Source organism: Myxococcus dinghuensis (genome assembly GCF_024198235.1).
GTDB classification, from domain to species: domain Bacteria; phylum Myxococcota; class Myxococcia; order Myxococcales; family Myxococcaceae; genus Myxococcus; species Myxococcus dinghuensis.
Genome location: NZ_JAKCFB010000049.1, coordinates 16,101 through 36,253 on the forward strand (window position 1 = coordinate 16,101; position 20,153 = coordinate 36,253).

Below are 20,153 nucleotides of genomic sequence, written 5' to 3' on the forward strand. Positions count from 1 at the left end.
TCTCCATCCTTTAATGAAGGGATATTGAATGGCCGAGCCTGTCTACCCCACTGAATTGGTGCAGCGCCTAACGGAAACATGGGAGCCGCCTCACTGGCGCCCATTTTGGGAAGAAGGGAAGACACCTCAAGTGAGTGGCAACCCAATTCAACCATCGGTGCTCAAAGCGGTTCTGAACGCGGCCTTCTTCGCGTCGCTTCGTACCGAGGAGGGCCATCGTCATGCCCTCGCCATAGTGCTCGTCGAAAACCACTCTCAGCTTACGGAACTCAGATTCCCCTGGAGAGTGCATATCTTGAGTTCACCCGTTGCGCTAGATGCGGACCGGCTGACCAAGCTTGCGCCTGCGCTACTGGGAGGCCATCGTTTCTTGATCGTGAAGATCTCCGATAAAGAGCCAACGATCGTTGGGATAGGTGATGCCCCCAGCGAAGGATGGTTCCTGGGCGAGGATCGATATCCTCGCGTTCGAGTCGTCGGGCCTGGAGACATGGTTTTCTACAGAGGGGATAACGCTGCGTTCCGGTATCGGGCAGGCGTCATTCACGAGCTTCGACCCGACTTCTTCACATCAAACGATGAGCCCGCTGACGCGATGACTGGAATCGGGCAGCGGCTTTCCGCACAGTTGACACCTTCAGACCCTCAACTCCTGCGCAATATCGTCATCTCCTTCCTTTCGGATCTCATCGAGCAGGTGGCAGAGTTGGGGCATGGTGGGATGATCGCGATTCTAGCGCCTGATGATCCCAAGTTCGAGGAACTACGTCAGGCGTGCGCTTACCCCATTGCCCCTTTGGATTTGGGAGCATCCCTGGTGGACGCCCATGAGTCTGCGCTGGTCGCTGATATAAATGACTTACGCATCATGGGACCGGGGCCAGACCATGCTCCGATTCGGGCGAAAACCTCCCAAGAGATGGCCGCGGAAGCGGCATCTCAGGAGGCGAAGAATACTTCGGGGTCACATCGCCGCACTGTCGCGGGGCTGACCGCCGTTGATGGAGCGGTACTCTTGACACATGACCTAAAGGTGCTTGGCTTTGGCTGCAAACTCCCGGGCCTCACAGGCCATGCGCCCCGTATCATCCACGCCCCCTCGGATTCCAGTCGTGAGCCTGAGCCGTATGACTTGACTAAGCGAGGCACTCGCCACACGTCCGCAGCATTGTTTGCGAACGAACGGCAGGGGCGCATGGCCTTTACCGTGTCCGCGGATGGGCCTGTCGCCTGCTTCTTGTGGAGCCAAAGGCTTGATTCGGTCATCCACTGGCCCGTGCGCGTTGGCATCTTCGGCACTAGGTTGTGGTGAGTGGAGCACTTCGCTCGGGCGCAGGTAGCAGTAGTTCGACCAGATGGATACCTCTGGTGGGCACTGACTGGTCACACCTAGCGAAAGGTCGGGCCTCTGCAGTGAGGCTATACCGTGTTCCGGGTTGGCAACTTCGAGCTGGGTCGTTTCGACAGCGACCGAGGCGGCGTGTTCCGGCCGTGGACTCGCGGCTGGAGCCGACGGATGGCGGGGCCCTCGCTGAGGTCTACGATGACGCGGACGTCATCAACCAATCGTTGGATGGCGATGGAAACACCGCCCTAGACCTGTACCAGGCACCGCGACAGTTACTGACGCGCCCGCTGGGCGATTTCTTGAGGATGCGCGACCTGCCAGCGAGGCCCAGGACGCTCATCGCGTCATCTTTCGATTACCAAGAACGCGTCTTAGCGATGTCCCCGATTTCGCGCCGCAGGCCTTTGTCTCTTCCGGAGACGAAACGCCATGCCGGCCACCTCAAGACCTACCCCCACCGCACCTCCGACGGCGGAGGGCAACCCGACGCCCTCTGAGTCGCCTTCCACCGCCAAGGCCGAGGCGACGCTCGTCGTCTGGCCCCGCGACCTCAATCTCCCCACCTCCGGGGAGCTGACGTGGGGCTTCGACCCGGAGGGACTGAGAGATGGGTGAGACCCTCTCGAAGGCCCTCGCCCGGGCCCGGCAGGTCCTGGAGTCCCTCCAGGGCAAGGAACCAGTGGAGAAAACCATCTGGGGCAGCCCCGCGGGCAAGAAGCGCCTGGCGAAGCGCCTGGTGGCCATGCTGCCTGCGCACAAGACGTACGTGGAGCCCTTCGCCGGCAGCGCCGCCGTGCTTTTCGAGAAGGAGGCTGTGGACGTCGAGGCCATCAACGACGCGGACACCGAAATCGCCGACGCCTACCGCCTCCTCCAGAAGCTGACGCCCGCGGGCTTCACCAAGCTGAAGAAGCTGCCGTGGAAGGGGGACGAGAAGACCTTCAAGAGCCTCTTCGACGCGAAGCCGAAGGGCGACGTCGAGCGCCTGCACCGATTCCTCTACCTGACGCACTTCAGCTACGGAAAGCTGCGCGGTCGCAGCTTCAGCCCCAACGGCATGGGCGTCGAGGCGAAGACGCTCGCGCGCATTGAGCAGTTCGCCCCGCGCCTCAAGCGCGTGAAGGTGTACGGCGGCGACTACGAGAAGGTGGTCCGCAAGTACGACGGGAAGGACACCGTCCTCTTCCTGGACCCGCCATACCCCGGCTACGACGTCGACGTCGGCGAGGGCGACTTCGACGAGGAGCGCTTCTACGGCGTCCTCAAGTCGCTGAAGGGCCGCTGGCTCATGACGTACGGCATCCGGGGCAAGTTGCCGAAGCTGTTGAAAGACTCCGGCTTCGTGGTGAAGCGCATCCGGACGCCTCGCACGATTGCCGCCATGCGTGGCGTGGGCGGATCCTCCGTGCTGACGCAGCTCCTCGTCTCCAACTACCAGCCCGCCGCGAAGGCGCTGGAGGGTGGCGACGACTTCGCCGTGGACGACTGGCAGCCGGAGGAGGCGCCCGGCACCGCCCCGTTCATCACCACGACGTCCCTCCTCAAGGGCGTTGAGCCCGACGACGAGCGGTACGTCCTGGGTGTCGTGCTCGAGCCAGAGACGGTGGACGCGCAGGGCGACGTCTACTCCGCCGCGGAGATTCGCCAAGCCGCACACCGCTTCATGGAGGAGTTCGGAGGACTGGGCCTCATGCACCAGATGCGCGTCAACGGGCAGGTGAAGGTGCTGGAGAGCTACCTGGCCCCCGTCGACTTCAACCTGGGAGAGGTGCAGGTGCGCAAGGGCACCTGGCTTCTCGCCGTGCGCGTCCTCTCCGACGAGCTCTGGGGGCGTGTGAAGGACGGGCAACTGACGGGCTTCAGCATTGGGGGCACCGCGCGCCGTCTCCCCGAAGCCTCCCCCGCCGCTGGGCCGCCCCCATCCGCCCCTCCTGCCGCTGACACCCCACCGGAGGCCGCATGACGACCACCGACCAAGGCCCCGCGTCCGTCCACCGCCTCGTCGACATGGTGGTGGAGGAGGTCTCCCTCGTGGACCGAGCCGCCAACAAGCACCGCTTTCTATTGGTGAAACGAGACGGAGACACCATGGACAACGCTTCCCAGGACACCACTCAAGCCGAGGGCGCGAGCAGCACCACCTCGGCCACCCACAAGGCAGAAGACGCAATCCTCGCCGCGGCCCAGCAGGCCCTCGAAGCGGTGACGGCACTCGTCGAGGCGTTGACCTCTACTGACGGCATCGACGGCGTGCACGTGGTGGAGGTGGCCCAGCACCTGCGCGCGCTGGCCGACGCGCTGGAAGACGAGGAAGACGACTCCGAGGACGAGGAGGACGTCGAGGCACGCGCCAAGGCCGCCAACCCCGCGCCGGCTCCTCAGCCGACTCCGCCCGCGCCGAGCCCCGACGCCTCCGGCGTCATGGAGGGCCTGGCGAAGCTCACCGACGCCGTCCGCGCGCTGGAGGGAAGCGTGAAGGAGCAGCACCAGCGACTGGGGCGCGTGGAGAAGCAGTTCGGCCTGCCCAACAGCAGCGCCCCCGCGGAGCGTCCGCCCAAGCCTCCCGTCGAGGACGTCGGCTGGCCCCTCGACATGAACAAGCCCCTCAACCGGGAGAGCGTCGACAAGGCCCTCTCCTTCCACGACGTCTGAAGTCCCACCCGCCCAAGGAAGCCTCACCGCCCAAGGAAGCCCTCATGAGTCGTCTCGACAACAGCGCCCTCTTGGCCAAGGCGGACCTGGCCCTCGCCGACCTCACGGCCGGCGGCGGCGTCCTCCAGCCCGCGCAGGCGCAGAAGTTCCTGCGTCTGCTCATCAAGCAGTCGGTGCTCCTGCAGCAGTGCACCGTCGTCCCCATGGCTGCCCCCAAGCAGCAGTTCAGCAAGTTGAAGTTCGGCAGCCGGATTCTGCGCCCGGGCCAGGAGGCCACCGCCGTCCCCGCTGCGCAGCGTGTGAAGCCCGACCTCTCCCAGGTGGAGCTGGACGCCAAGCTCTTCAAAGGCGAGGTGCGCCTCTCCGACGAAGTGCTCGAAGACAGCATCGAGCGCGGCGAGCTGCGGCAGACGCTCATGGAGATGCTCGCGGATGCCATCAGCCGCGACATGGAGGAAATCCTGGTCAACGGGGACACGGCCTCCGCCGACCCCTTCCTCGCCACGATGGATGGCGTGCTGAAGCAGGCCACCAGCAACGTCGTCGACGTGGCGGGCGCGCCCATCTCCAAGGACGTCCTGGGAGACTTGCTCAAGTCGCTGCCCTCGGAGCACCTGCGCGACAAGAGCAGCATGGGGTTCCTCTTACCAGCGTAGACGCGGACCTGGACTACCGCAGCACGCTCGCGGAGCGGGCCACGGCGGTCGGCGACAAGTTCCTCGAGGGCGATGCGCCCGTCCTCTACTCAGGCGTCCCCCTGCGGCCCATTCCCCTCTGGCCGGAGAACCTCGGTGCCACGAATGACCGCACGGCCATCCTGCTGACCAATCCCAAGAACATCCACGTCGGCATCTGGCGGCAGATTCGTATCGAATCCGCGCGCGACATCTCCGAGGGCACGTTGAAGGTGGTGGCCACCCTGCGCTTCGACGCGAAGTTCGCCGAGGAGTCGGGCACGGCCAAGGCCATCAACGTGCAGTTGTGAGGCCCCCCATGGACAACACCTATCTCGTCCGACTCAAGGCCTACGACGCGCGCCGAGGCCACGTGCTGCGGCGCTACACGTACGCCGGAATCAAATTCCAGGAGGAGCGCGGCTGGTACCGGGTGGAGAAGCCGGTGGCGGACTACCTGCGCACGGTGCGGCAGTTGCCCGGCGACGCCTACTCGCCGCTCGCCTTCGACGTCAGCACGGACGCCGAGGCGAAGTCCCTCGACGCCACCGAAGCCGACGAGGCGCGCGTGAAGCGCAGCGCCAGCGACGAACTGAAGCTGAGCCCTGCGCGTCCCTCCGGCACGCTGACGACGGAGGACCTCCCGAAGGCCAACGAGGAGAAGGACACGCGCCGCGCCAAGCGGGAGAAGGACTGACGTGTACGCCACGGTGGCCGACATGCGAGCCGAGGGCGTCACACCGGCCATGGCGGGCGACACCCGACTGGCCGTCATTCTCGACGAGGCAACGCGCACCATCGACAAGGTGACGGGGTGGCACTTCGAGCCGCTCTCGGCGACGTTGCACTTCGACGGGCGCGGCACCCCGTCCCTCTGGCTGCCGGTGCCGCCCATCCGCCTCTACCGCCTGGCCCTCTACGGGGCGGACGTGTCCTTCTCCAAGGAGCGCCTGGTGGTGGTGGGCGCTCCGGTGGGCCCAGGCTTCGACGGGCCTCGCCTCACCTTCCGTCATGGCGTGTTCCCGCGTGGCGAGGGCAACGTCACGGTGGGCGCCCGCTGGGGATACACCGAGGCTGACGGGACGCCAGAGGGGTGCACGCCGCCCGCCATCCGCCGCGCCTGCATGCTCCTCGTCTTGCGCAGCCTCTCGCCGCTGGCGGACGAGGCCTCGCAGGAGGAGCGCACGCGCTGGCGGGTGGTGGAGGAGCGAACGCGCGAGCAGAGCTACCGCCTCGACAGCGTCCGCCCCTCGGTGCGGCCTCTCACCGGGGAGCCGGAAGTGGACGTCCTGCTGGCGCCCTATGTGAAGCCCGCCTTGCCCGGGGCCGCGTAGTGAGAGGCCGCTTGGTGTTCCCCTTCCTCGCGGAGCTGTACCGCCTGGACACCGCCGCCATGGCGGGGCCCGGCCCAGGGCCCCACGTCAGCGGGTACGACGCGGACTTCCGTGAGCCGGTGCTGGTGGACGCGGACGACGACGGCCTGGCCGAAGCCTTCCGCCGTGAATTTCCGCCCGTGCGTGTCCCCTGCCAGGTGGAGCCGGAGGCCTTTGAGTCATTGCGCATGACTCCCTCCGGCAACAGCCCCCGGACGAGCTTCGAGCTCGTCTTCCACTTCAGAGACTTGGAGCGCCTCGGCCTCGTCGACGCGGCCACGGGCGACGCCCTCATCCGCCCCAGCGACAGGCTGGGCGGCCTCTACGACGTCACGGGCGCTCTCGTGCAGGCCGTGAGGACGCCTCCCGGGCTGTACGTGACAGAGGCGCGCCCCACGGGCTTCGGGCTCCACCGCCGGCGGCCTCGCCGCAACCTCCTTCTCGTCACCCTCCAGGACAGGCCCCAAGCCCGAGGACTCGCATGAAAGCCCTGCTTCTCGCCCCACTGCTCGCCACCGCCCTCCTCACCCGCTGCCGCGCGCCGGACGGCTGCGCGCCGGTGGCCACGCGCTGCGCCGGCAACGTCGCCGAAATCTGCAACGCGGACGGCAACTGGCAGGTAGCCGCCGACTGCGACACCGTCAGCGAGCACAGCCACGCTGTCTTCACCTGCACCTTCGTCAGCGAGGACGGTGTGACTGGGCACACCTGCGTCCCGGCAGCACCGGACGCTGGCACTGAGACTGGAGGTGTCCTGTGAAGGGCTACCTCCAGTCCCTGCCGGTGGTGGGCGGCCTCTTCCAGCGCGACTTGCAGCCCGCCGAGGTGTGGGCCTTCTGGCAGCACATGCAGGAGCGCTTCCGGACGAAGACGGCCGACAAGGCCGACGCCCTCGAAATGCAGCTGGCGGCCGAGGTGCTGCAGCGCATGGGCATCCTCGACAGGCAGCGCTTCCTCGAGCGCTACGCCACCACCGTGGGCCGCACCCTCTACGTGCCCTTCGAGGTGGGAGTGCCCCAGTCGGGCTGGGACTTGTGGGCCCAGGTGGTGGTGTGCGTCCACGAGCACCAGCACGTCGTCCAGCATGACGAGGAGGGCCCCAGCTACGAGTTGGGGTACCTCACCAGCACCTCCGCCCGCGCTCGTTACGAGGCCGAGGCCTACACCTGCAACCTGGAGCTGTACTTCTGGCGCTACGGCACCGTGCCCTCCGTCAGGGCGCTGGCGGAGAAGCTCCTTGGGTATGGCTGCCGGCCCGAGGACGTGGACGTCGCCGCCCACACCCTGGGCCTTGCCTCCGTGTCCGTCCGCCGAGGCGCCGTCATGAGTGAGGCCACCCAGGTGGCCCTGGAGTGGCTCAACTCGCACGTCCCCCACCTGCGCAAGGGGAAGGCGTAGGCGCCCATGGCCGTCTCGCGCACCGGAGACTGGGCCCGGGCTCGCCAACTGCTGGAGGTGGGTGCCTCGCGGCTGGAGGGGGCGCTCCAGACGGCCCTACGCCAGGAGGCGCACGCCCTGCGCAACGAGGTGGTGCAGGGACTCACCCAGCAGGCGCCGGGTGGCGAGCCGCTCCGCCCGCCCTCGCCCCTCACGCTGGCGGCTCGCCAGTTGGCGGGCTTCAACGGCTCGAAGGCCCTCCTCGTCTCCGGCGCGCTGCGCAACTCAATCTCCATCGTCGTGGAGGGCGACGAGGCCTTCATTGGCGTGTCGCGTGCCGCGAAGAGTCCGGACGGAGAGTCCCTCGTCGACGTGGCGCAACTCCAAGAGTACGGGGGGCCTCCCGTCGTCATCCCCATGACGCCGAAAATGAGGCGCTACCTCTTCGCGCTCATGCGCAAGGCGGGTCAGGCGCCCACCGGCGGCAACGGGCGCGGCGTCGTGGTGACGCAGACTCCCGCGCGCCCGTTCCTGCGCCCCGCCTTCGCGCGGTTTCGCCAAGGGGCCAGTCGCCGCTTCCTTGCGAGGGTGGCGAAGGAGTTGGGCCTGGGAGGGCCCGGATAATGGCCCGCCCCTTCCTCACCTTCGTGACGCCGTCGTCGGGCCCCACCAGCGGCGGAGACATCCTCCGCCTCGCCGGGACAGGCTTCTCCTCACGGGTGGCCGTGCGCCTGGGCGGCCTGAGCGCGGAGGTGCGCTCCGTCCGCGAAGAGGCTGGCACTCACTTCGTGGAGGTGCGGACGCCCCCTCGTGAGGTGGGCCGTGTCGACGTGGAGCTGCTCAACCTCTCCGTGGATGGGAATCCCATTCCAGGTGCAGCCAGCGTCCTCCGGGGGGCGTACCGCTACCTGCGCCCGCGTGTCGCCAAGGAGGCGGACCTCACCCGCCTCCTGCGCACGCTGCTGCGGGAGTTGAAGCGCCAGGTGGTGGCCAACGTCAGCGCCAGCGTCTCCGTCGACTACGACGACTCGGTGGCCGACGGCCTCAACGTCATCGCCATGGCCTCGCTACCCTCCGTGGTGTTGTCCGGCCCCACGCTGCGCGAGAGTCGTCGCTACTCCACCAACGTGTTGCGCGAGGACGTCGTACAGGGCCCCTCCGGCGCGGAGCTGGTGCGCAGGCGCCCCGCGTACACGGTGGACCTGGCTTTCACCCTCACGGTGGCCGCTGAGCGCACCGCGGAGCTCATCAACCTCATCGCCGCCGTGGCCACCTTCCTCAACCGCAACCGCTGGCTCTCCATGGCCCGAGACGCGGAGGACGCCTCGCGCGGCACCGTCCGCTGGGAAATGGACGCGGACGGTGAGGCGCGCACGCAGCTGGGCAGCCGCGACGACGTGCGCGCCTTCACCTGGGGATTCCTCGTGCGCGGCTTCGACGTGGACGAGGGGCTGCCCCTCGACATCGGCAAGGCCGTCGCCCAGGCGCGCCTCGACACGGACTCTCTCTTTGGAGGCACCTCATGAGTGTCACCCTCACCAATACCCAGGGCAGGCTCGTCACCTTCCTCTTGCCCCACGAGTCGTACTGCGTGGCGCGCGACGCGTGCGGCTGTGGCGTGCAGCCTGGCCGCGGCGGCCGGCGCCTGCCCTCCTCCCTCACCCTCGCCACGGGAGTGACGCTGGAGGACGTACCCGAGGCCGCGCTCTCCGTGCCTACGGTGGCGGCTGCCATCCGCCGGGGCGACGTCGTCCTGAAGCGGCAAGCCCCCTCTGTCCCGCCGTCCTCTCCATCCCTCCTCCCTGCGCCGGAAGCGTCGGCGCGCGCGTCCCGCAAGAAGCGAGGTGCCTCATGAGTCGTGAGTTGCTGTCGTCGAAAATCGTGGTTGAGGAGGAGGAGCCGCGCGTCCGCGGCATTCCCTCCGCGCCCACCTCCGTCGCGGGTGCCGTGGGCCTGGCGGAGCGCGGTCCCATCGGCCAGGCCGTGCTGTGCACCTCCTTCGAGGAGTACCGGGCCACCTTCGGCGGCTTCACACCCGACTCCGACCTGGCCCTCGCCGCCATGGGCTTCTTCGAGAATGGCGGCAGCCACCTCTGGGTGGTGCGCACCGCCCACTACGAGGACGCCTCCAACCCCGATTCGCACACGGCCACGCGCGCGGCGGCGGCCCTCACTACGGGCGGCGGGCCCACGCCCGCTGCCGTGCGCGGCACCTTGCGGCCTCCCTTCACCCTGGCCGACAGCCAGCGCCTGGAGGTGTCCGTCAACGGCGCCGAGGCGGTGGACGTCGTCTTCTCCGGCTCACCGGCTTCCGTCACCGCCGGGCGCCCTGGGCCCTACGCCCCCACCGCCGGCAAGGCACTCCGCGTGCGTGTGGACGGCGGGCGGGACGTCTTCATCTCCTTCAACGAGGGGGACTTCGACGACATCGCCCAGGCCACCGCGCAGGAGGTGGCCGCCGTCCTCAACGCAGGCCTCGTCGGGGGCCGCGCCACGGTGGAGGACGGTGTGCTGAGAATCGCCAGCGACACCCAGGGCGCCTCCAGCCGCCTGGAGGTGGGCGACGAGGTGGCGGGTACCGTCTTCGGCTTCCCTGGCGGCCCGCAGGTGGGGAGCGGCAACGTCCAGAGTCTGCGCGCCGTCGAGCTGGCGGAAGTCCGCGCCCTCGTGGAAGCCGCCGTGGCGGGCGTCCGGGTGGCACCGTCCTCCCTGGGGGCCCTGCAGTTGCTCACCCAGTCCACGGGGCCTGGCGCCTCCTTGCGTGTGCAGGGAGACGCGAGCTCCGGCCTCGGACTCGACACGTTCCTGCACGCGGGCGACGCCTCCGGCGCCACCGACGTCCTCCACCTGGAGGCCCGGGACGCGGGCGCCTACGCCAACCGCCTCGAGGTGGAGGTGCGGCCCCCGACGAATGGCGCTCCCGACACCTTCGACGTCCTCGTCCTCGAGGACGGCGCCTACCGCGAGTCCTTCCCCAACCTCTCCTCGGCCCGGGGCGACGCACGCTACGTCGAGCGCATCCTCAACGACGAGCGCACCGGCTCCACCTACGTCCGGGCCTTCATGGTGCAACCGGACGCGATTCCGGACGAGCAGACAGTGGCGCTCTCGGGCGGCGCGGACGGCCTCGTCGGCCTGGACGACATGGACTTCATCGGCTCCGAGGCTGGCCGGAGCGGCCTTTTACGCGCTCGACGCCGTGCAGGACCTCACGGTGCTCCTAGTACCCGGGCGAGCCACGCCCGCCGTCCACAACGCCATGGTGCGCTACTGCGAGGTGGCCCGCGACGGCCTCGTCTTCGCCGTCCTCGACTCGCCCGCGGGCTACAGCGCCACGGACATCGTCTCCTACGTCTCGCAGGAGGCCGCCCTCGAAGGGCTCTCTGAGCACGCGGCCCTCTACTGGCCGCGCGTCAAGGTGCTCAACCCCGCCCGCGGCGTCTTCGGCAACGTGGAGCAGCTCGTCGTCCCACCCTCCGGCATCATCGCTGGCGTCTTCGCGCGCAACGACGGCGCGCGCCCCGGTGGTGTGTATGAGGCTCCCGCGGGCATCGAGGCCGGACGCATGTTCGGCGTCCTCGGCTTCGAGTCCAAGGAGTGCCTCGATGAGAAGAAGCGGGACATCGTCTACCCCCGCCGCATCAACCCCCTCACTTCCGGGCCCGGCCTGCCGCGCTTCATCGACGGCAGCCGCACGCTGAAAGCCAGCGGGAACTTCCCCTACGTCGCCGAGCGGCGCGGGGTGTCCTTCATTGAGCGCAGCCTCAAGGCGGGCCTGCAGTTCGCGAGGCACCGCAACAACACGGAGGGGCTGCGCGCGCAGGTGCGCCGCTCCATTGCCGCCTTCCTGCTCGCGCAGATGAAGAACGGGGCCTTCCGCAGTCAGGAGCCCGCCAAGGCCTTCTTCGTCGACGTCTCGGACGCGCTCAATCCGCCGTCCGTCGTCTTCGCCGGCAAGCTGGTGGCGCGCATCGGGCTCGCCACCAACAAGCCCGCCGAGTTCATTGTCCTTCGCATCGCTCAGGACACCCGCGCCCTCGAAGCCGAGCTGGCTTCGGCGGGCCTGTAAGGAGCCTCGCCATGGCCATCATCGGACAGCCGCGCAGCTTCCATAAGCGCTTCAAGTTTTTGTGCGAGGCCGACGGCCTCGGGCACTCGGGCTTTCAAAAATGCTCCGAGCTGTCCGTCGAGGTCGCCAACGTCCAATACTTCGAGGGCGGCAGCCTCATCCCCAACAAGTCGCCGGGGCGCCTCACCTTCTCCGACGTCACCCTCGAGCGCGGCGCCACGCAGGACCATGAGCTCTTCGACTGGTTCCAGGACGTCGTCCACACCACCAGCGGCCTGGGCCTGCCGGACAGCCTCTACAAGCGCAACCTCGACATCGTCCAGCAGGACCGGGACGGCACCACGCTGCGCCGGTGGAGTCTCTCGCGCGCTTGGCCGGTGAAGTTCGTTGCCGGGGAATGGGACAACGAGAGCGACGAGAACGTCATCGAGTCCGTCACCCTCACCTACGACTTCTTCGAGCTGGCCAAGTAGGACTCAGCCAGCCACGTAGTGTTCCTGAATCCTGCACGCAGGTGGGCGATTCTTGTTCAAACGGGGCGCCCACTGATCAACCAGAGTGACTTCGACGCAGCGAGCACAAAAGTCCTCGCACGTTCCCCAGCTCAGGTAGAGCGCCCATGGATGAATCTTGTTGTCACGGCACCACTCCCAGAGCTTCTGCCCACCGCTGTGGTGCCCAGTCCCACCGCCGTAGAAGCCGTGCATGTCGGCGACCAGGTCGCCTATGCGCGTGCAGAACCTCTGGGACTTGCCGGTATTGCTCCCTACATAGAGCGGTTCGCACATGAAATTCGGGGAGCCCGTCCACGCGCTCCGCGAGACCAGATACACGCCGCGCCATGCAGGAGGCCAGGGCTGCGCATCATTCATGCACTGCGCCAACAGCTCTGAAATCTGAAACGGACCTGACCAGACCAGTGGCTTCATGAGTCCCCCGCGCAGGTTGGGTGCTGCGTTTGCTGATGTCCCCGATTTGCCGCCCGAGGCCTTTGTCCTTCCCGGAGGAAGGACATGGCGGACATCATTTCATGCCCCTCGGGGCTGACGGGCCGTATTCGGGGCATGCGAGTGCGGGAGGAGCGCGTCCTCGCGGACAGGAAGCTGGCGAAGAGCGGCGGCCAGGTGGATGAGCTGCTCTCCGCGTGCTGGGAAGAGCCGCTGGAAGCGGGCCCCTACGCCTTCGCCGATGGGAAAGTGGATTGGGGCCAGGTGCTTCAGGGGGATCGCTTCTACGCGCTGCTCCAAGTACGCGTCCTCACCTACGGCCCTGAGTACGTCTTCTCCGTCCCCTGTCAGCATGCAGCCTGCCGGGCCCGCATCGACTGGGAGCTGGACTTGACGCAGCTCCCGGTGCGCCCCCTCTCGGACGCGAGCCGTGCAGCCTTCATGGCTGGCAACCGCTTCGAGACGACGCTGCCCGACGCCGGCAAACCCGTGCGCTTCAAGTTGATGACGGGGGAGGACGAGCGGCGACTGCCGCAGCTCCAGCGCGCCTCGCCGGAGAAGCTGCTCTCCTCCGTCCTCGCCTACCGGGTGCTCGACGTTGACGGCGTGGAGGCGCGCGACAAGCGCCGCTTCATCGAGGACCTCTCGCTGCGCGACGCCGACTTCCTCGTCGACGCGTTCGACGCTGTCGACTGCGGCGTGGACACCACTCTCGAGGTCGAGTGCCCCGAGTGCTTCGCTCGCCAGGAGGTGGAGCTCCCTTTCGACCGGGGCTTCTTCCTCCCGGGGACGCAACGGACAACGAGGCGTCGGGAGCGCTCCACCTCTTCCCCGGCGTGACGTTGGAGACCTGGCGCGAGGGCCTCTTCCAGTTGTGCTGGCACCAGCACGGCGGCAGCGGCCTCGCAGCTCCCCTCGGTGACGCCCTGGAGCTGCCCACCTCGGACAGGGACTGGCTCCTCGAACGCATCGGCCAGCAACGCAGACGCGAGGCGAAGGCCTTGGCGCAGTCCGCGAAACGAAGGTAGCGCGTGCTCAACAACCTCGGCCTGGGCTTCGTCTTCACGGCGCGCGACTTGGCCTCTGGCACCTTTCAAGGCGTCGAGCGCAACTTCACGTCCCTCGACAGGCGCGTGGGGTTGGGCACCGCACGGATTGAAGGCGCCTTCCAGCGCCTCGGCGTCGCCATGGCCCTCATCACGGCCGGCGCCGTCACCATCGGCGCCTCGTTCTCCCTGGCCAACGCCGCCGGCGAGTTCGGGCAGGCCGTGGCGGGGGTGGCCGCCGTCTCCGGAGCTTCGACCGAAGAGCTGCGGCAGCTACGTGACGCTGCCCTCCAGGCCAGCCTCGCCACGCAATTCACGCCCACGGAGTCCGTGCTGGGCCTGCGAGAACTCACCCAGGCTGGATTCACCGCTGCGGAGTCCATGGCGCTGCTGCAGCCCGTCCTGGATTTGGCCGGTGGCTCACTGGGGGAGTTGACGCCCCAGGGCGCGGCCGGCCTTGCGTCCCAGGCCATGAAGGCCTTCGGCCTCTCCATCGACAAGGCATCCCTCTCCGTCGACCAGATGCTCCAGGCCGTCAACGTCTTCGCCCTCTCGGCGAACGAGTTGCCCCTGGCCCTGGGCACCGCGGCCCGAGGCGCGCAGGCTCTCAACCAGGAGCTGCCCGAGACGCTCATCGCACTGGGATTGGTGAAGAATGTCGTCCCCGGCGTGGAGCGGGCGTCCACTGCCGTGGCCGTCGCCATGGAGCGCATGGCGGACCCGGAAGTGCAGCAGCAGTTGCGAGGCGTCGGTGTCGCCGTCACAGACGTGGGCGGAAACTTCCGCACCTTCCTCGGCATCCTCGACGAGCTGTCTCCCGCCCTCGAACACATGACGCAGGCGCAGCGCTCCGCCTTCTTGCTGAAGACGTTCGGGCGCGAAGCCTTGGGCGGTGTGAATGCCATCCTCAAGCAGCTCACCGACGGCGTGCGCAAGCAAACCGGCGAAGTCGTCCGCGGCGGCGCGGCCCTCGAGTACCTGCGCGACGAGTTCAAGCATGCAGGGGGCACGGCCGAGCGGTTCCGCCAGCAAATGCTCGACACCTATGAGGGGCAGACGAAGCTGCTCGCCGGGCGCATGAAGGCTCTGGCCATCGTCCTGGGAGAGCCCTTCGAGGCGGTGCTGAAGCCCCTCGTCACCCTCGTCGCCAGCGCGGTGCAGCAGGTGCTGGGTGTCTTCCAGGTGTTGCCCGGCCCGGTGAAGCGCGCCTTCGCAGCCTTCGCGCTCGGAGCGGGTGCCCTGCTGACTCTCGTCGGCGCCGTCATCGCCGCGAAGGTGGGCCTGGCGCTGATGGTGGTGGGCCTCAAGGTGCTGGGCCTCACGCTGGGCAGCCTCCTGGCCACGGTGCTGCCGGCGGTAGCCGCTGTTGTCCTCCTGGGCGTCGCCGTGGCCGGCCTCGCCTACGCCTTCCGTCACAACCTCGGGGGCCTGGGCGACTTCGCGCGGCGTGTGCAGGAACGGGTGACGCTCGCCTTCCGCGGCCTCGTCCAGCTCTTCGAGGACGGAGGCTTCTCCGGCGCGGTGCGCGAGGAACTGGGCCGTGCGGAGAACTCCGGCCTGAAGGACTTCCTCATCAACGTCTACCTGTGGGGCCATCGCATCCACAGCTTCTTCTCGGGCCTCGCCGACGGCTTCTCCTCCGGACTCGAAGCCGCGCGCCCCACCCTCGAGGCCTTCCAGGCGACGCTGGGGCGGGTGGGCGTGGCGCTGGGCTTCCTCTCCGAGAGGGACGACGCGTCCACCGCCGCCGCGAAGTTCGCCGCTTTCGGCGAGGCGGGGGCCACAGTGGGACGCGCCCTCGCCCGCGTCTTCGACTTCGTCGTCCTCGGCATGACGGCTGCCGCGGAGGTGGTGGAGGGCCTGGCGGGGCAGTGGGGCTACATGAAGGCCGGCGTCGACGTCCTCCTGGGCAGTCTGGCGCACCTGGGCCGCGTTCTCGGAGGCGCGCTCTCTGGCCTCTTGGGCACCAACTCCGCCTTGCAGCAGGGCAGCAGTGGGTGGGCGCTCATGGGGGAAGCCATCGGGTTCGCCATCGGCAACATCGCCACCGTCGTGGGCGTACTGGTGTCCGCCGTCTCCCTCGCAATGTCCGTGGTGGGCGGCGTCCTCAACGCGGCCCTGGCGGCCTTCTCCGGCATCGTCGACGTCTTCTGGGGCGTGGTGATGACGCTCAGTGGCATCCTCACTGACGACTGGGCCGAGGCGTGGACGGGCATGAAGCTCGTCGTCTTCGGCGTCGTGAATGCCATCTCCGGCGTCCTCCTGGAACTGGTGGGCGCCATCCTCGGCGTCGTGGACGCGGTGGCGAGCCTCTTCGGCACCGACACCGGCCTCCAGCAAGCCCTGCGCTCAGCTCGGCTGGGCCTCCACCGGGACTTGTCCGTCGCCTTCGGCCTCGAGGACTCCACCGGCAGCGCCACCACACCCACCTCCGTCGTCACCAGCGCTTCTCCCACCTTGTCCGTGGACTGGCCCCTGGAGTCCTCGTCCATGCCTGCGATGGCTACCCTCCAGGCCTCGCTGCCCCAGGCCGAGGTGCTCTCCTCGCAGCCGGCCTCGCATCCAAGCGCCCCCGTCCTCGTGAGTGTCCAGGTGGACGGCCAGGTGCTTGCCCAGGCCACAGCGCGCGCCGAGAGGGACGCCGCCTCCCGCGCCTTCTCGCCCATGCCGTCCTACTGAAAGCCAGGCCCCACGTGTCCATCGCCGCTGGCCTCGCCCGTCCTCCTCGCTGTGTGTTGGTGAATGTCCTCACCGCCGAGTCCATGCAGTGCCTCTTCAACCCCACGCAGCTCACCGAGAAGCTCCAAGTGAATTGGAACCGCTTGGCCGTGCCAGGCCTCTCCCACCAGGTGCTCCAGTTCCAGGGCACCTCCAACCGGCAACTCTCAGGCGTGGAGTTCTACCTCGACGCCTTCTTCGCCACGCAGCAGGCCGACACCTCCAACATCATGGCGTTCCGCGGCTTCCTGCGGGCGCTCACCGTGCCCCCGGCGGGCACCGAGAGCATGCTGGCGACAGCACCACCGCGTGTCCTCGTCCTCTGGCCCGGCATCCTCACCGTCGAGTGCGTCGTCGCCAGCGTGGAGTTCCAGTACCGCCAGCTCGCCGTCGATGGCCGCGTCCTCGTCTACACCGCCACCGTCACCTTCGAGGAGGTGTTGGACACGCGCGTCACCTCCGAGCAGCTCCGCCAGGAGGTGCCATAGTGGCCCCCCACTCCGGCAGCCGCTACTCCTTCTGCCTCGGTGTGCGGGACGACGTGGGCCGCCTCGTGCTCACAGAGAGAGTCCCCTACGGCTTCCAGCCGCACGCGGACACGCGCGTCCACCTCGTCGCCCAGGGTGACTCCCTCTGGGGGCTCGCCGGGCACTACTTCGCGCCCCTGCCGCGTGCCTGCGGCTTCTGGTGGGCTCTCGCGGACTTCCAGCCCGAGCCCATCGTCGACCCGACCTTGGAGCTGGAGGCCGGGCGGCGCGTCTACATCCCCTCGTTGCGCGTCCTCACCGACGTCATCCTCAGCGAGCAGCGGCGGAGGGCCGGCGAATGACGCGGCCCCTCGACAGGAGCGCGCCTGGTGTACGTCTCACGCTGCTGGCACACGAGAAGGCTCGCAGCGGTGAGCCCCTCTCCCTTGAGGGGCGCGTCCTCAGCCTCACTTTCGAGGACTCCTCCACGACAGCCGACAAGCTGTCCCTCCAGTTGGACAACTTCGACCTGGCGCTCTTCGACAGGGCGGAACTGGTGGGCGGCGCGGTGCTGGAGGTGTCCTGGGGCTACCCGGGCCTCATGGCGCCGCCTCGGCGGGTCGTGGTGAAGAAGCTGAAGGGTTTCCAGGTGCTCACCGTCGAGGGCCAGGCGCTCTCCGCCCTCATGCACCGCGAGGCCAAGACACGCACCTGGCAAGGCAAGACGCGCGGCCAGGTGGTGCGCGAGGTGGCCGCCGAGTACGGCTACGAGGGGGACTCCGTCCACGTCGAGGACACGGGAGAGCCCCTCGACACCATTCACCAGGCCGGGGAGACGGATGCGCGACTCCTCCGGCGCCTGGCCGCGCGAGAGGAGTACGAGTTCCACGTCGACGACAGGGGCCTCACCTTCGCCCGTCGAAACCAGGCCTCTGCCCCCACTCATGTCCTGTGGTGGTACGCCGACTCGGGCCGGGGCGACATCCTCTCCGTCAACGTCGAGTCCGAACTGGGCCGCCGGGTGGGCAAGGCACAGGTGCGTGGCCGGGACGCCTTGTCCAAGAAGAACATCGAGGCCCAGGCGAGCAGCGGCACGGTGGAGCGCACCACCCTCGCCGACTTCCTCGAGGTGGTCGACCGAATCACAGGCACCACCGCGCTACAGCTTCGCAACGCCACCACCAGTGTCCAGCCTACCTCCGCTTCGACTCCGGCGCAGGCCCAGCGCGAGTCCGAGGCCCGCTTCCGGCGAGCGGAAGCCGGCACCGTCAAACTGGCCCTCCAGGTGGTGGGCAACCCCTCCTTGCGCGCCAAGTCCGTGGTGGAGGTGCGCGGCATCTCCCGCCTCCTCTCGGGCAAGTACTACGTCACCGAGGCGAAGCACGTCCTCTCCTCCTCCGGCTACACCACGGACTTGAAGCTGTCGCGCGACGGCACCGGCCGTCGGCAGCAAGCCAGCCCCGAGAAGGAAGGCCAGCCCCAGGGCGGTCAGCCCAACGTCTGCATGCCCGCGACGGGCGGCGTGTTGACGGAGCTGGAGGTCGTCGACAAGCGGTCCGGCACCACGCACGTCGAGTATCGCAGCAACGGGCAATCCATCGGCGCAGGGGATCCCGAGTCGGGCATCAGCCCCCCGAAGTGAAAGCAAACCATGAGCACCTTTGACGACGACATCCTCGCCCATGACACGCGCCTCCTCGGCATGTACGTGGGCTACGTCACCAGCCGCGACGACGAGGCGCAGTTCGGCCGCGTCCGCGTGTGCATCCCCGGTGTCCTCGAGCCCGAGTCCGCCTGGGCTTGGCCCCTAGGCACCTCCGGAGGGGGCGCCAAGGACACGGGATTCTTCGCGATTCCCATGGTGGGCGCCGAGGTGGCCATCTTCTTCAACCAGGGCGACGTCGACTGCCCGTACTACCTCAGCGCGCACTGGGGGCGGCCCGGCGGCCAGAGTGAGGTGCCCGAAGAAGCCCAGGTGTCTCCGCCCGACAACCGCGTCCTCGCCACGCCCACCTTCCGCGTCGAGTTGGACGAGTCCGCGGGCCACCGCAAGCTGAAGCTCACCAACCGGCAGACGGGCGACTGCCTCACCTTCGACGCGGAGGAGAACACCGTCACCTTGGAGGCCACCACTGCCCTCACCCTGCGCGCGGTGGGCGCCATCTCCCTGGAGGCGGCGCAAGTCACCATCGCCGGCCGCGTCGTCCGCCCCATCGCCGAGCCAATTTGAGGACGCCCATGGCACTGCCCATCTGCATCCACATCTCCCCGTTGCCCGAGGCGCCCACGCTCACCCTGCCTGGTGGCGCCACGTTGCAGCACCACCAACTCCTGCAGGCCGTCCAGCCGGCGCTCGCGCCCCTCACGCCCCTCTTCGACATCATCGGCGCGGTGCTGGCCCTCGTCGAAGTCGTGAAGGCCATACCCGACGCGCTGGGGCCGCCGCCGGACCCAACAGCCATCGCCGCGGCCCTGCCGAATCTGGCCGAGAAGGTGTCCAAGCTACTCCGCCTCGTCCCCCAGCTCTCGGTGCCGTACACCGTGGTGGGCGTCATCGACATCGTCCTGGGCGAGCTGGGCCGTGCGAGAAACCAGCTCGTCCACCTGCATCTGCGCCTGTCGAGTGTGGCGCGGGCCCGGCAACGCGGCGCCCAGCTTGGAGACGCGGGACTCCTGGAGGTGGCCGGCTGCGCGGAGGCCAACGTCGCCCAGGAGGCCGCCAACGTCGGCAAGGCCCTGGCCGCCCTCTCCCAGCTCATGGCCCTCCTCAACGTCCTCCTCGACCTGGTGGGCGGCCCCCAGGTGCCGGACTTCTCCACCATGGAGGGGAGCGCGATGGAAGAAGCCATTGCCCCCCTCGACGCCATCGTCCGCACGCTGCAGCAGGTGCGCGCGGCCATCCCGGTTCCGTGAGGAGGACATCATGAGTCGAGCGCCCCAGAACCTCCTCGTCCCCTTCCGGCGCGACAAGAAGCGCGACTTCGCCTCCGGCACCGGAGCCGAGTTGCTCGCCTCGAAGGCGCGGCAGGTGCTGCTGACTGAAGGCGCCACACCCCACTCCACCGGCGAGCTGCCCTGGCGCACCAGCTTCGGCGCGGGCCTCTCGCGGCTGCGCCACCAGCGCAACGACGCCGTGCTGGCAGAGCTCGCGCGGGTGTACATCCGTGACGCCCTCGCTCGCTGGCTGCCTGGCGTCCAGCTAGTGAAGGTCCGCGTCGAGCAGGCAGGTCCTCTGTTTACTCTGCATGTCCGGGTGAAGGAGCGCGATGCGACAACTTCCGTGAGCGTCTCGTTGGAGATGTGAGATGTCCCCGAACACACCACGTCCGATGCCTTTGTCTCTTCGGAGGCCTTCGCATCGTGGGCGATTCTCATGCCAACCCCCTCGCATTTTCCCCACCACTCGACATCGATGGACTCTTTCCGCCAGAGCGACGCACGGGACAACCCAGGAAGAACTGGGTACGCGAGGACTACTTCGA

General features: G+C 68.3%; 24 protein-coding genes. All 24 read left to right on the forward strand.

Annotated elements, in window-relative coordinates; genetic code table 11:
* Positions 1-28: 28 nt before the first annotated feature.
* The 24 genes from LZ198_RS37165 to LZ198_RS37280 all read left to right on the forward strand — a co-directional run bounded on the left by LZ198_RS37165 (position 29) and on the right by LZ198_RS37280 (position 19,975).
* Positions 29-1,312 (forward strand): putative sensor domain DACNV-containing protein, encoded by a 1,284-nt coding sequence (locus tag LZ198_RS37165; protein ID WP_253976886.1) that lies wholly within the window; start codon positions 29-31, stop codon positions 1,310-1,312.
* A gap of 465 nt (positions 1,313-1,777) precedes the next feature.
* On the forward strand, positions 1,778-1,963 hold the full coding sequence (locus tag LZ198_RS37170) for a hypothetical protein (protein ID WP_253976887.1): 186 nt from the start codon (positions 1,778-1,780) through the stop codon (positions 1,961-1,963).
* Complete coding sequence (locus tag LZ198_RS37175; protein WP_253976888.1) at positions 1,956-3,311, forward strand: XkdF-like putative serine protease domain-containing protein; 1,356 nt, start codon at positions 1,956-1,958, stop codon at positions 3,309-3,311. The genes LZ198_RS37170 and LZ198_RS37175 overlap by 8 nt, the downstream gene beginning before the upstream one ends.
* A complete protein-coding gene (locus LZ198_RS37180) occupies positions 3,308-4,000 on the forward strand; it encodes a hypothetical protein (protein ID WP_253976889.1) in 693 nt (230 codons plus the stop codon). Before LZ198_RS37175 ends, LZ198_RS37180 begins: the two co-directional genes overlap by 4 nt.
* A 44-nt stretch (positions 4,001-4,044) precedes the next feature.
* Positions 4,045-4,656, forward strand: a complete 612-nt coding sequence (locus tag LZ198_RS37185) for a phage major capsid protein (protein ID WP_253976890.1) — start codon at positions 4,045-4,047, stop codon at positions 4,654-4,656.
* A gap of 337 nt (positions 4,657-4,993) precedes the next feature.
* Positions 4,994-5,371: a hypothetical protein gene (locus LZ198_RS37190; RefSeq protein ID WP_253976891.1), complete on the forward strand. Its 378-nt coding sequence runs from the start codon at positions 4,994-4,996 to the stop codon at positions 5,369-5,371.
* A 1-nt stretch (position 5,372) separates the two neighbouring features.
* The gene (locus LZ198_RS37195) at positions 5,373-6,008 is read left to right on the forward strand and encodes a hypothetical protein (protein WP_253976892.1); all 636 of its coding nucleotides are present in this window, start codon (positions 5,373-5,375) and stop codon (positions 6,006-6,008) included.
* A 14-nt stretch (positions 6,009-6,022) separates the two neighbouring features.
* A complete protein-coding gene (locus LZ198_RS37200) occupies positions 6,023-6,532 on the forward strand; it encodes a hypothetical protein (protein WP_253976932.1) in 510 nt (169 codons plus the stop codon).
* Positions 6,529-6,807 (forward strand): hypothetical protein, encoded by a 279-nt coding sequence (locus tag LZ198_RS37205; protein WP_253976893.1) that lies wholly within the window; start codon positions 6,529-6,531, stop codon positions 6,805-6,807. The genes LZ198_RS37200 and LZ198_RS37205 overlap by 4 nt, the downstream gene beginning before the upstream one ends.
* Positions 6,804-7,445 (forward strand): hypothetical protein, encoded by a 642-nt coding sequence (locus LZ198_RS37210; protein ID WP_253976894.1) that lies wholly within the window; start codon positions 6,804-6,806, stop codon positions 7,443-7,445. The genes LZ198_RS37205 and LZ198_RS37210 overlap by 4 nt, the downstream gene beginning before the upstream one ends.
* A gap of 6 nt (positions 7,446-7,451) precedes the next feature.
* Positions 7,452-8,048, forward strand: coding sequence for a hypothetical protein (locus tag LZ198_RS37215; protein ID WP_253976895.1), 597 nt, complete (start codon positions 7,452-7,454; stop codon positions 8,046-8,048).
* Positions 8,048-8,950, forward strand: coding sequence for an IPT/TIG domain-containing protein (locus LZ198_RS37220; protein ID WP_253976896.1), 903 nt, complete (start codon positions 8,048-8,050; stop codon positions 8,948-8,950). Before LZ198_RS37215 ends, LZ198_RS37220 begins: the two co-directional genes overlap by 1 nt.
* Positions 8,947-9,279 (forward strand): hypothetical protein, encoded by a 333-nt coding sequence (locus tag LZ198_RS37225; protein ID WP_253976897.1) that lies wholly within the window; start codon positions 8,947-8,949, stop codon positions 9,277-9,279. The genes LZ198_RS37220 and LZ198_RS37225 overlap by 4 nt, the downstream gene beginning before the upstream one ends.
* Positions 9,276-10,811 carry a phage tail sheath protein gene (locus LZ198_RS43540; protein ID WP_253976898.1) on the forward strand — a complete coding sequence of 512 codons (1,536 nt, stop codon included), beginning with the start codon at positions 9,276-9,278 and terminating at the stop codon, positions 10,809-10,811. The genes LZ198_RS37225 and LZ198_RS43540 overlap by 4 nt, the downstream gene beginning before the upstream one ends.
* A gap of 64 nt (positions 10,812-10,875) precedes the next feature.
* Positions 10,876-11,493 carry a phage tail sheath family protein gene (locus tag LZ198_RS37235; protein ID WP_253976933.1) on the forward strand — a complete coding sequence of 206 codons (618 nt, stop codon included), beginning with the start codon at positions 10,876-10,878 and terminating at the stop codon, positions 11,491-11,493.
* Between the two features lie 11 nt (positions 11,494-11,504).
* On the forward strand, positions 11,505-11,966 hold the full coding sequence (locus LZ198_RS37240; RefSeq protein WP_141593132.1) for a phage tail protein: 462 nt from the start codon (positions 11,505-11,507) through the stop codon (positions 11,964-11,966).
* A gap of 591 nt (positions 11,967-12,557) precedes the next feature.
* Positions 12,558-13,280 (forward strand): hypothetical protein, encoded by a 723-nt coding sequence (locus LZ198_RS37245; protein ID WP_253976899.1) that lies wholly within the window; start codon positions 12,558-12,560, stop codon positions 13,278-13,280.
* 191 nt (positions 13,281-13,471) lie between these two features.
* Positions 13,472-16,165 (forward strand): phage tail tape measure protein, encoded by a 2,694-nt coding sequence (locus LZ198_RS37250; RefSeq protein WP_253976900.1) that lies wholly within the window; start codon positions 13,472-13,474, stop codon positions 16,163-16,165.
* A gap of 14 nt (positions 16,166-16,179) precedes the next feature.
* On the forward strand, positions 16,180-16,692 hold the full coding sequence (locus LZ198_RS37255) for a CIS tube protein (RefSeq protein WP_253976901.1): 513 nt from the start codon (positions 16,180-16,182) through the stop codon (positions 16,690-16,692).
* Positions 16,692-17,033, forward strand: a complete 342-nt coding sequence (locus tag LZ198_RS37260) for a hypothetical protein (protein ID WP_253976902.1) — start codon at positions 16,692-16,694, stop codon at positions 17,031-17,033. The genes LZ198_RS37255 and LZ198_RS37260 overlap by 1 nt, the downstream gene beginning before the upstream one ends.
* Entirely contained in the window at positions 17,030-18,313 is a 1,284-nt protein-coding gene (locus LZ198_RS37265; RefSeq protein ID WP_253976903.1) for a phage late control D family protein, read from the forward strand. The genes LZ198_RS37260 and LZ198_RS37265 overlap by 4 nt, the downstream gene beginning before the upstream one ends.
* A 9-nt stretch (positions 18,314-18,322) precedes the next feature.
* Complete coding sequence (locus LZ198_RS37270; protein ID WP_253976904.1) at positions 18,323-18,901, forward strand: phage baseplate assembly protein V; 579 nt, start codon at positions 18,323-18,325, stop codon at positions 18,899-18,901.
* An 8-nt stretch (positions 18,902-18,909) separates the two neighbouring features.
* Complete coding sequence (locus LZ198_RS37275) at positions 18,910-19,584, forward strand: hypothetical protein (protein WP_253976905.1); 675 nt, start codon at positions 18,910-18,912, stop codon at positions 19,582-19,584.
* A 10-nt stretch (positions 19,585-19,594) separates the two neighbouring features.
* Positions 19,595-19,975 carry a GPW/gp25 family protein gene (locus LZ198_RS37280; RefSeq protein ID WP_253976906.1) on the forward strand — a complete coding sequence of 127 codons (381 nt, stop codon included), beginning with the start codon at positions 19,595-19,597 and terminating at the stop codon, positions 19,973-19,975.
* Positions 19,976-20,153 lie beyond the last annotated feature (178 nt).

Excerpts from the sequence above, each read along its gene's own strand:
- LZ198_RS37215 (WP_253976895.1), top strand. The coding sequence starts at position 7,452 with ATGGCCGTCTCGCGCACCGGAGACTGGGCCCGGGCTCGCCAACTGCTG.
- LZ198_RS37190 (WP_253976891.1), top strand. The coding sequence starts at position 4,994 with ATGGACAACACCTATCTCGTCCGACTCAAGGCCTACGACGCGCGCCGA.
- LZ198_RS37165 (WP_253976886.1), top strand. The coding sequence starts at position 29 with ATGGCCGAGCCTGTCTACCCCACTGAATTGGTGCAGCGCCTAACGGAA.
- LZ198_RS37280 (WP_253976906.1), top strand. The coding sequence starts at position 19,595 with ATGAGTCGAGCGCCCCAGAACCTCCTCGTCCCCTTCCGGCGCGACAAG.
- LZ198_RS37175 (WP_253976888.1), top strand. The coding sequence starts at position 1,956 with ATGGGTGAGACCCTCTCGAAGGCCCTCGCCCGGGCCCGGCAGGTCCTG.
- LZ198_RS37180 (WP_253976889.1), top strand. The coding sequence starts at position 3,308 with ATGACGACCACCGACCAAGGCCCCGCGTCCGTCCACCGCCTCGTCGAC.
- LZ198_RS37220 (WP_253976896.1), top strand. The coding sequence starts at position 8,048 with ATGGCCCGCCCCTTCCTCACCTTCGTGACGCCGTCGTCGGGCCCCACC.
- LZ198_RS37225 (WP_253976897.1), top strand. The coding sequence starts at position 8,947 with ATGAGTGTCACCCTCACCAATACCCAGGGCAGGCTCGTCACCTTCCTC.
- LZ198_RS37170 (WP_253976887.1), top strand. The coding sequence starts at position 1,778 with ATGCCGGCCACCTCAAGACCTACCCCCACCGCACCTCCGACGGCGGAG.
- LZ198_RS37270 (WP_253976904.1), top strand. The coding sequence starts at position 18,323 with ATGAGCACCTTTGACGACGACATCCTCGCCCATGACACGCGCCTCCTC.
- LZ198_RS43540 (WP_253976898.1), top strand. The coding sequence starts at position 9,276 with ATGAGTCGTGAGTTGCTGTCGTCGAAAATCGTGGTTGAGGAGGAGGAG.
- LZ198_RS37185 (WP_253976890.1), top strand. The coding sequence starts at position 4,045 with ATGAGTCGTCTCGACAACAGCGCCCTCTTGGCCAAGGCGGACCTGGCC.
- LZ198_RS37265 (WP_253976903.1), top strand. The coding sequence starts at position 17,030 with ATGACGCGGCCCCTCGACAGGAGCGCGCCTGGTGTACGTCTCACGCTG.
- LZ198_RS37275 (WP_253976905.1), top strand. The coding sequence starts at position 18,910 with ATGGCACTGCCCATCTGCATCCACATCTCCCCGTTGCCCGAGGCGCCC.
- LZ198_RS37205 (WP_253976893.1), top strand. The coding sequence starts at position 6,529 with ATGAAAGCCCTGCTTCTCGCCCCACTGCTCGCCACCGCCCTCCTCACC.
- LZ198_RS37240 (WP_141593132.1), top strand. The coding sequence starts at position 11,505 with ATGGCCATCATCGGACAGCCGCGCAGCTTCCATAAGCGCTTCAAGTTT.
- LZ198_RS37245 (WP_253976899.1), top strand. The coding sequence starts at position 12,558 with ATGCGAGTGCGGGAGGAGCGCGTCCTCGCGGACAGGAAGCTGGCGAAG.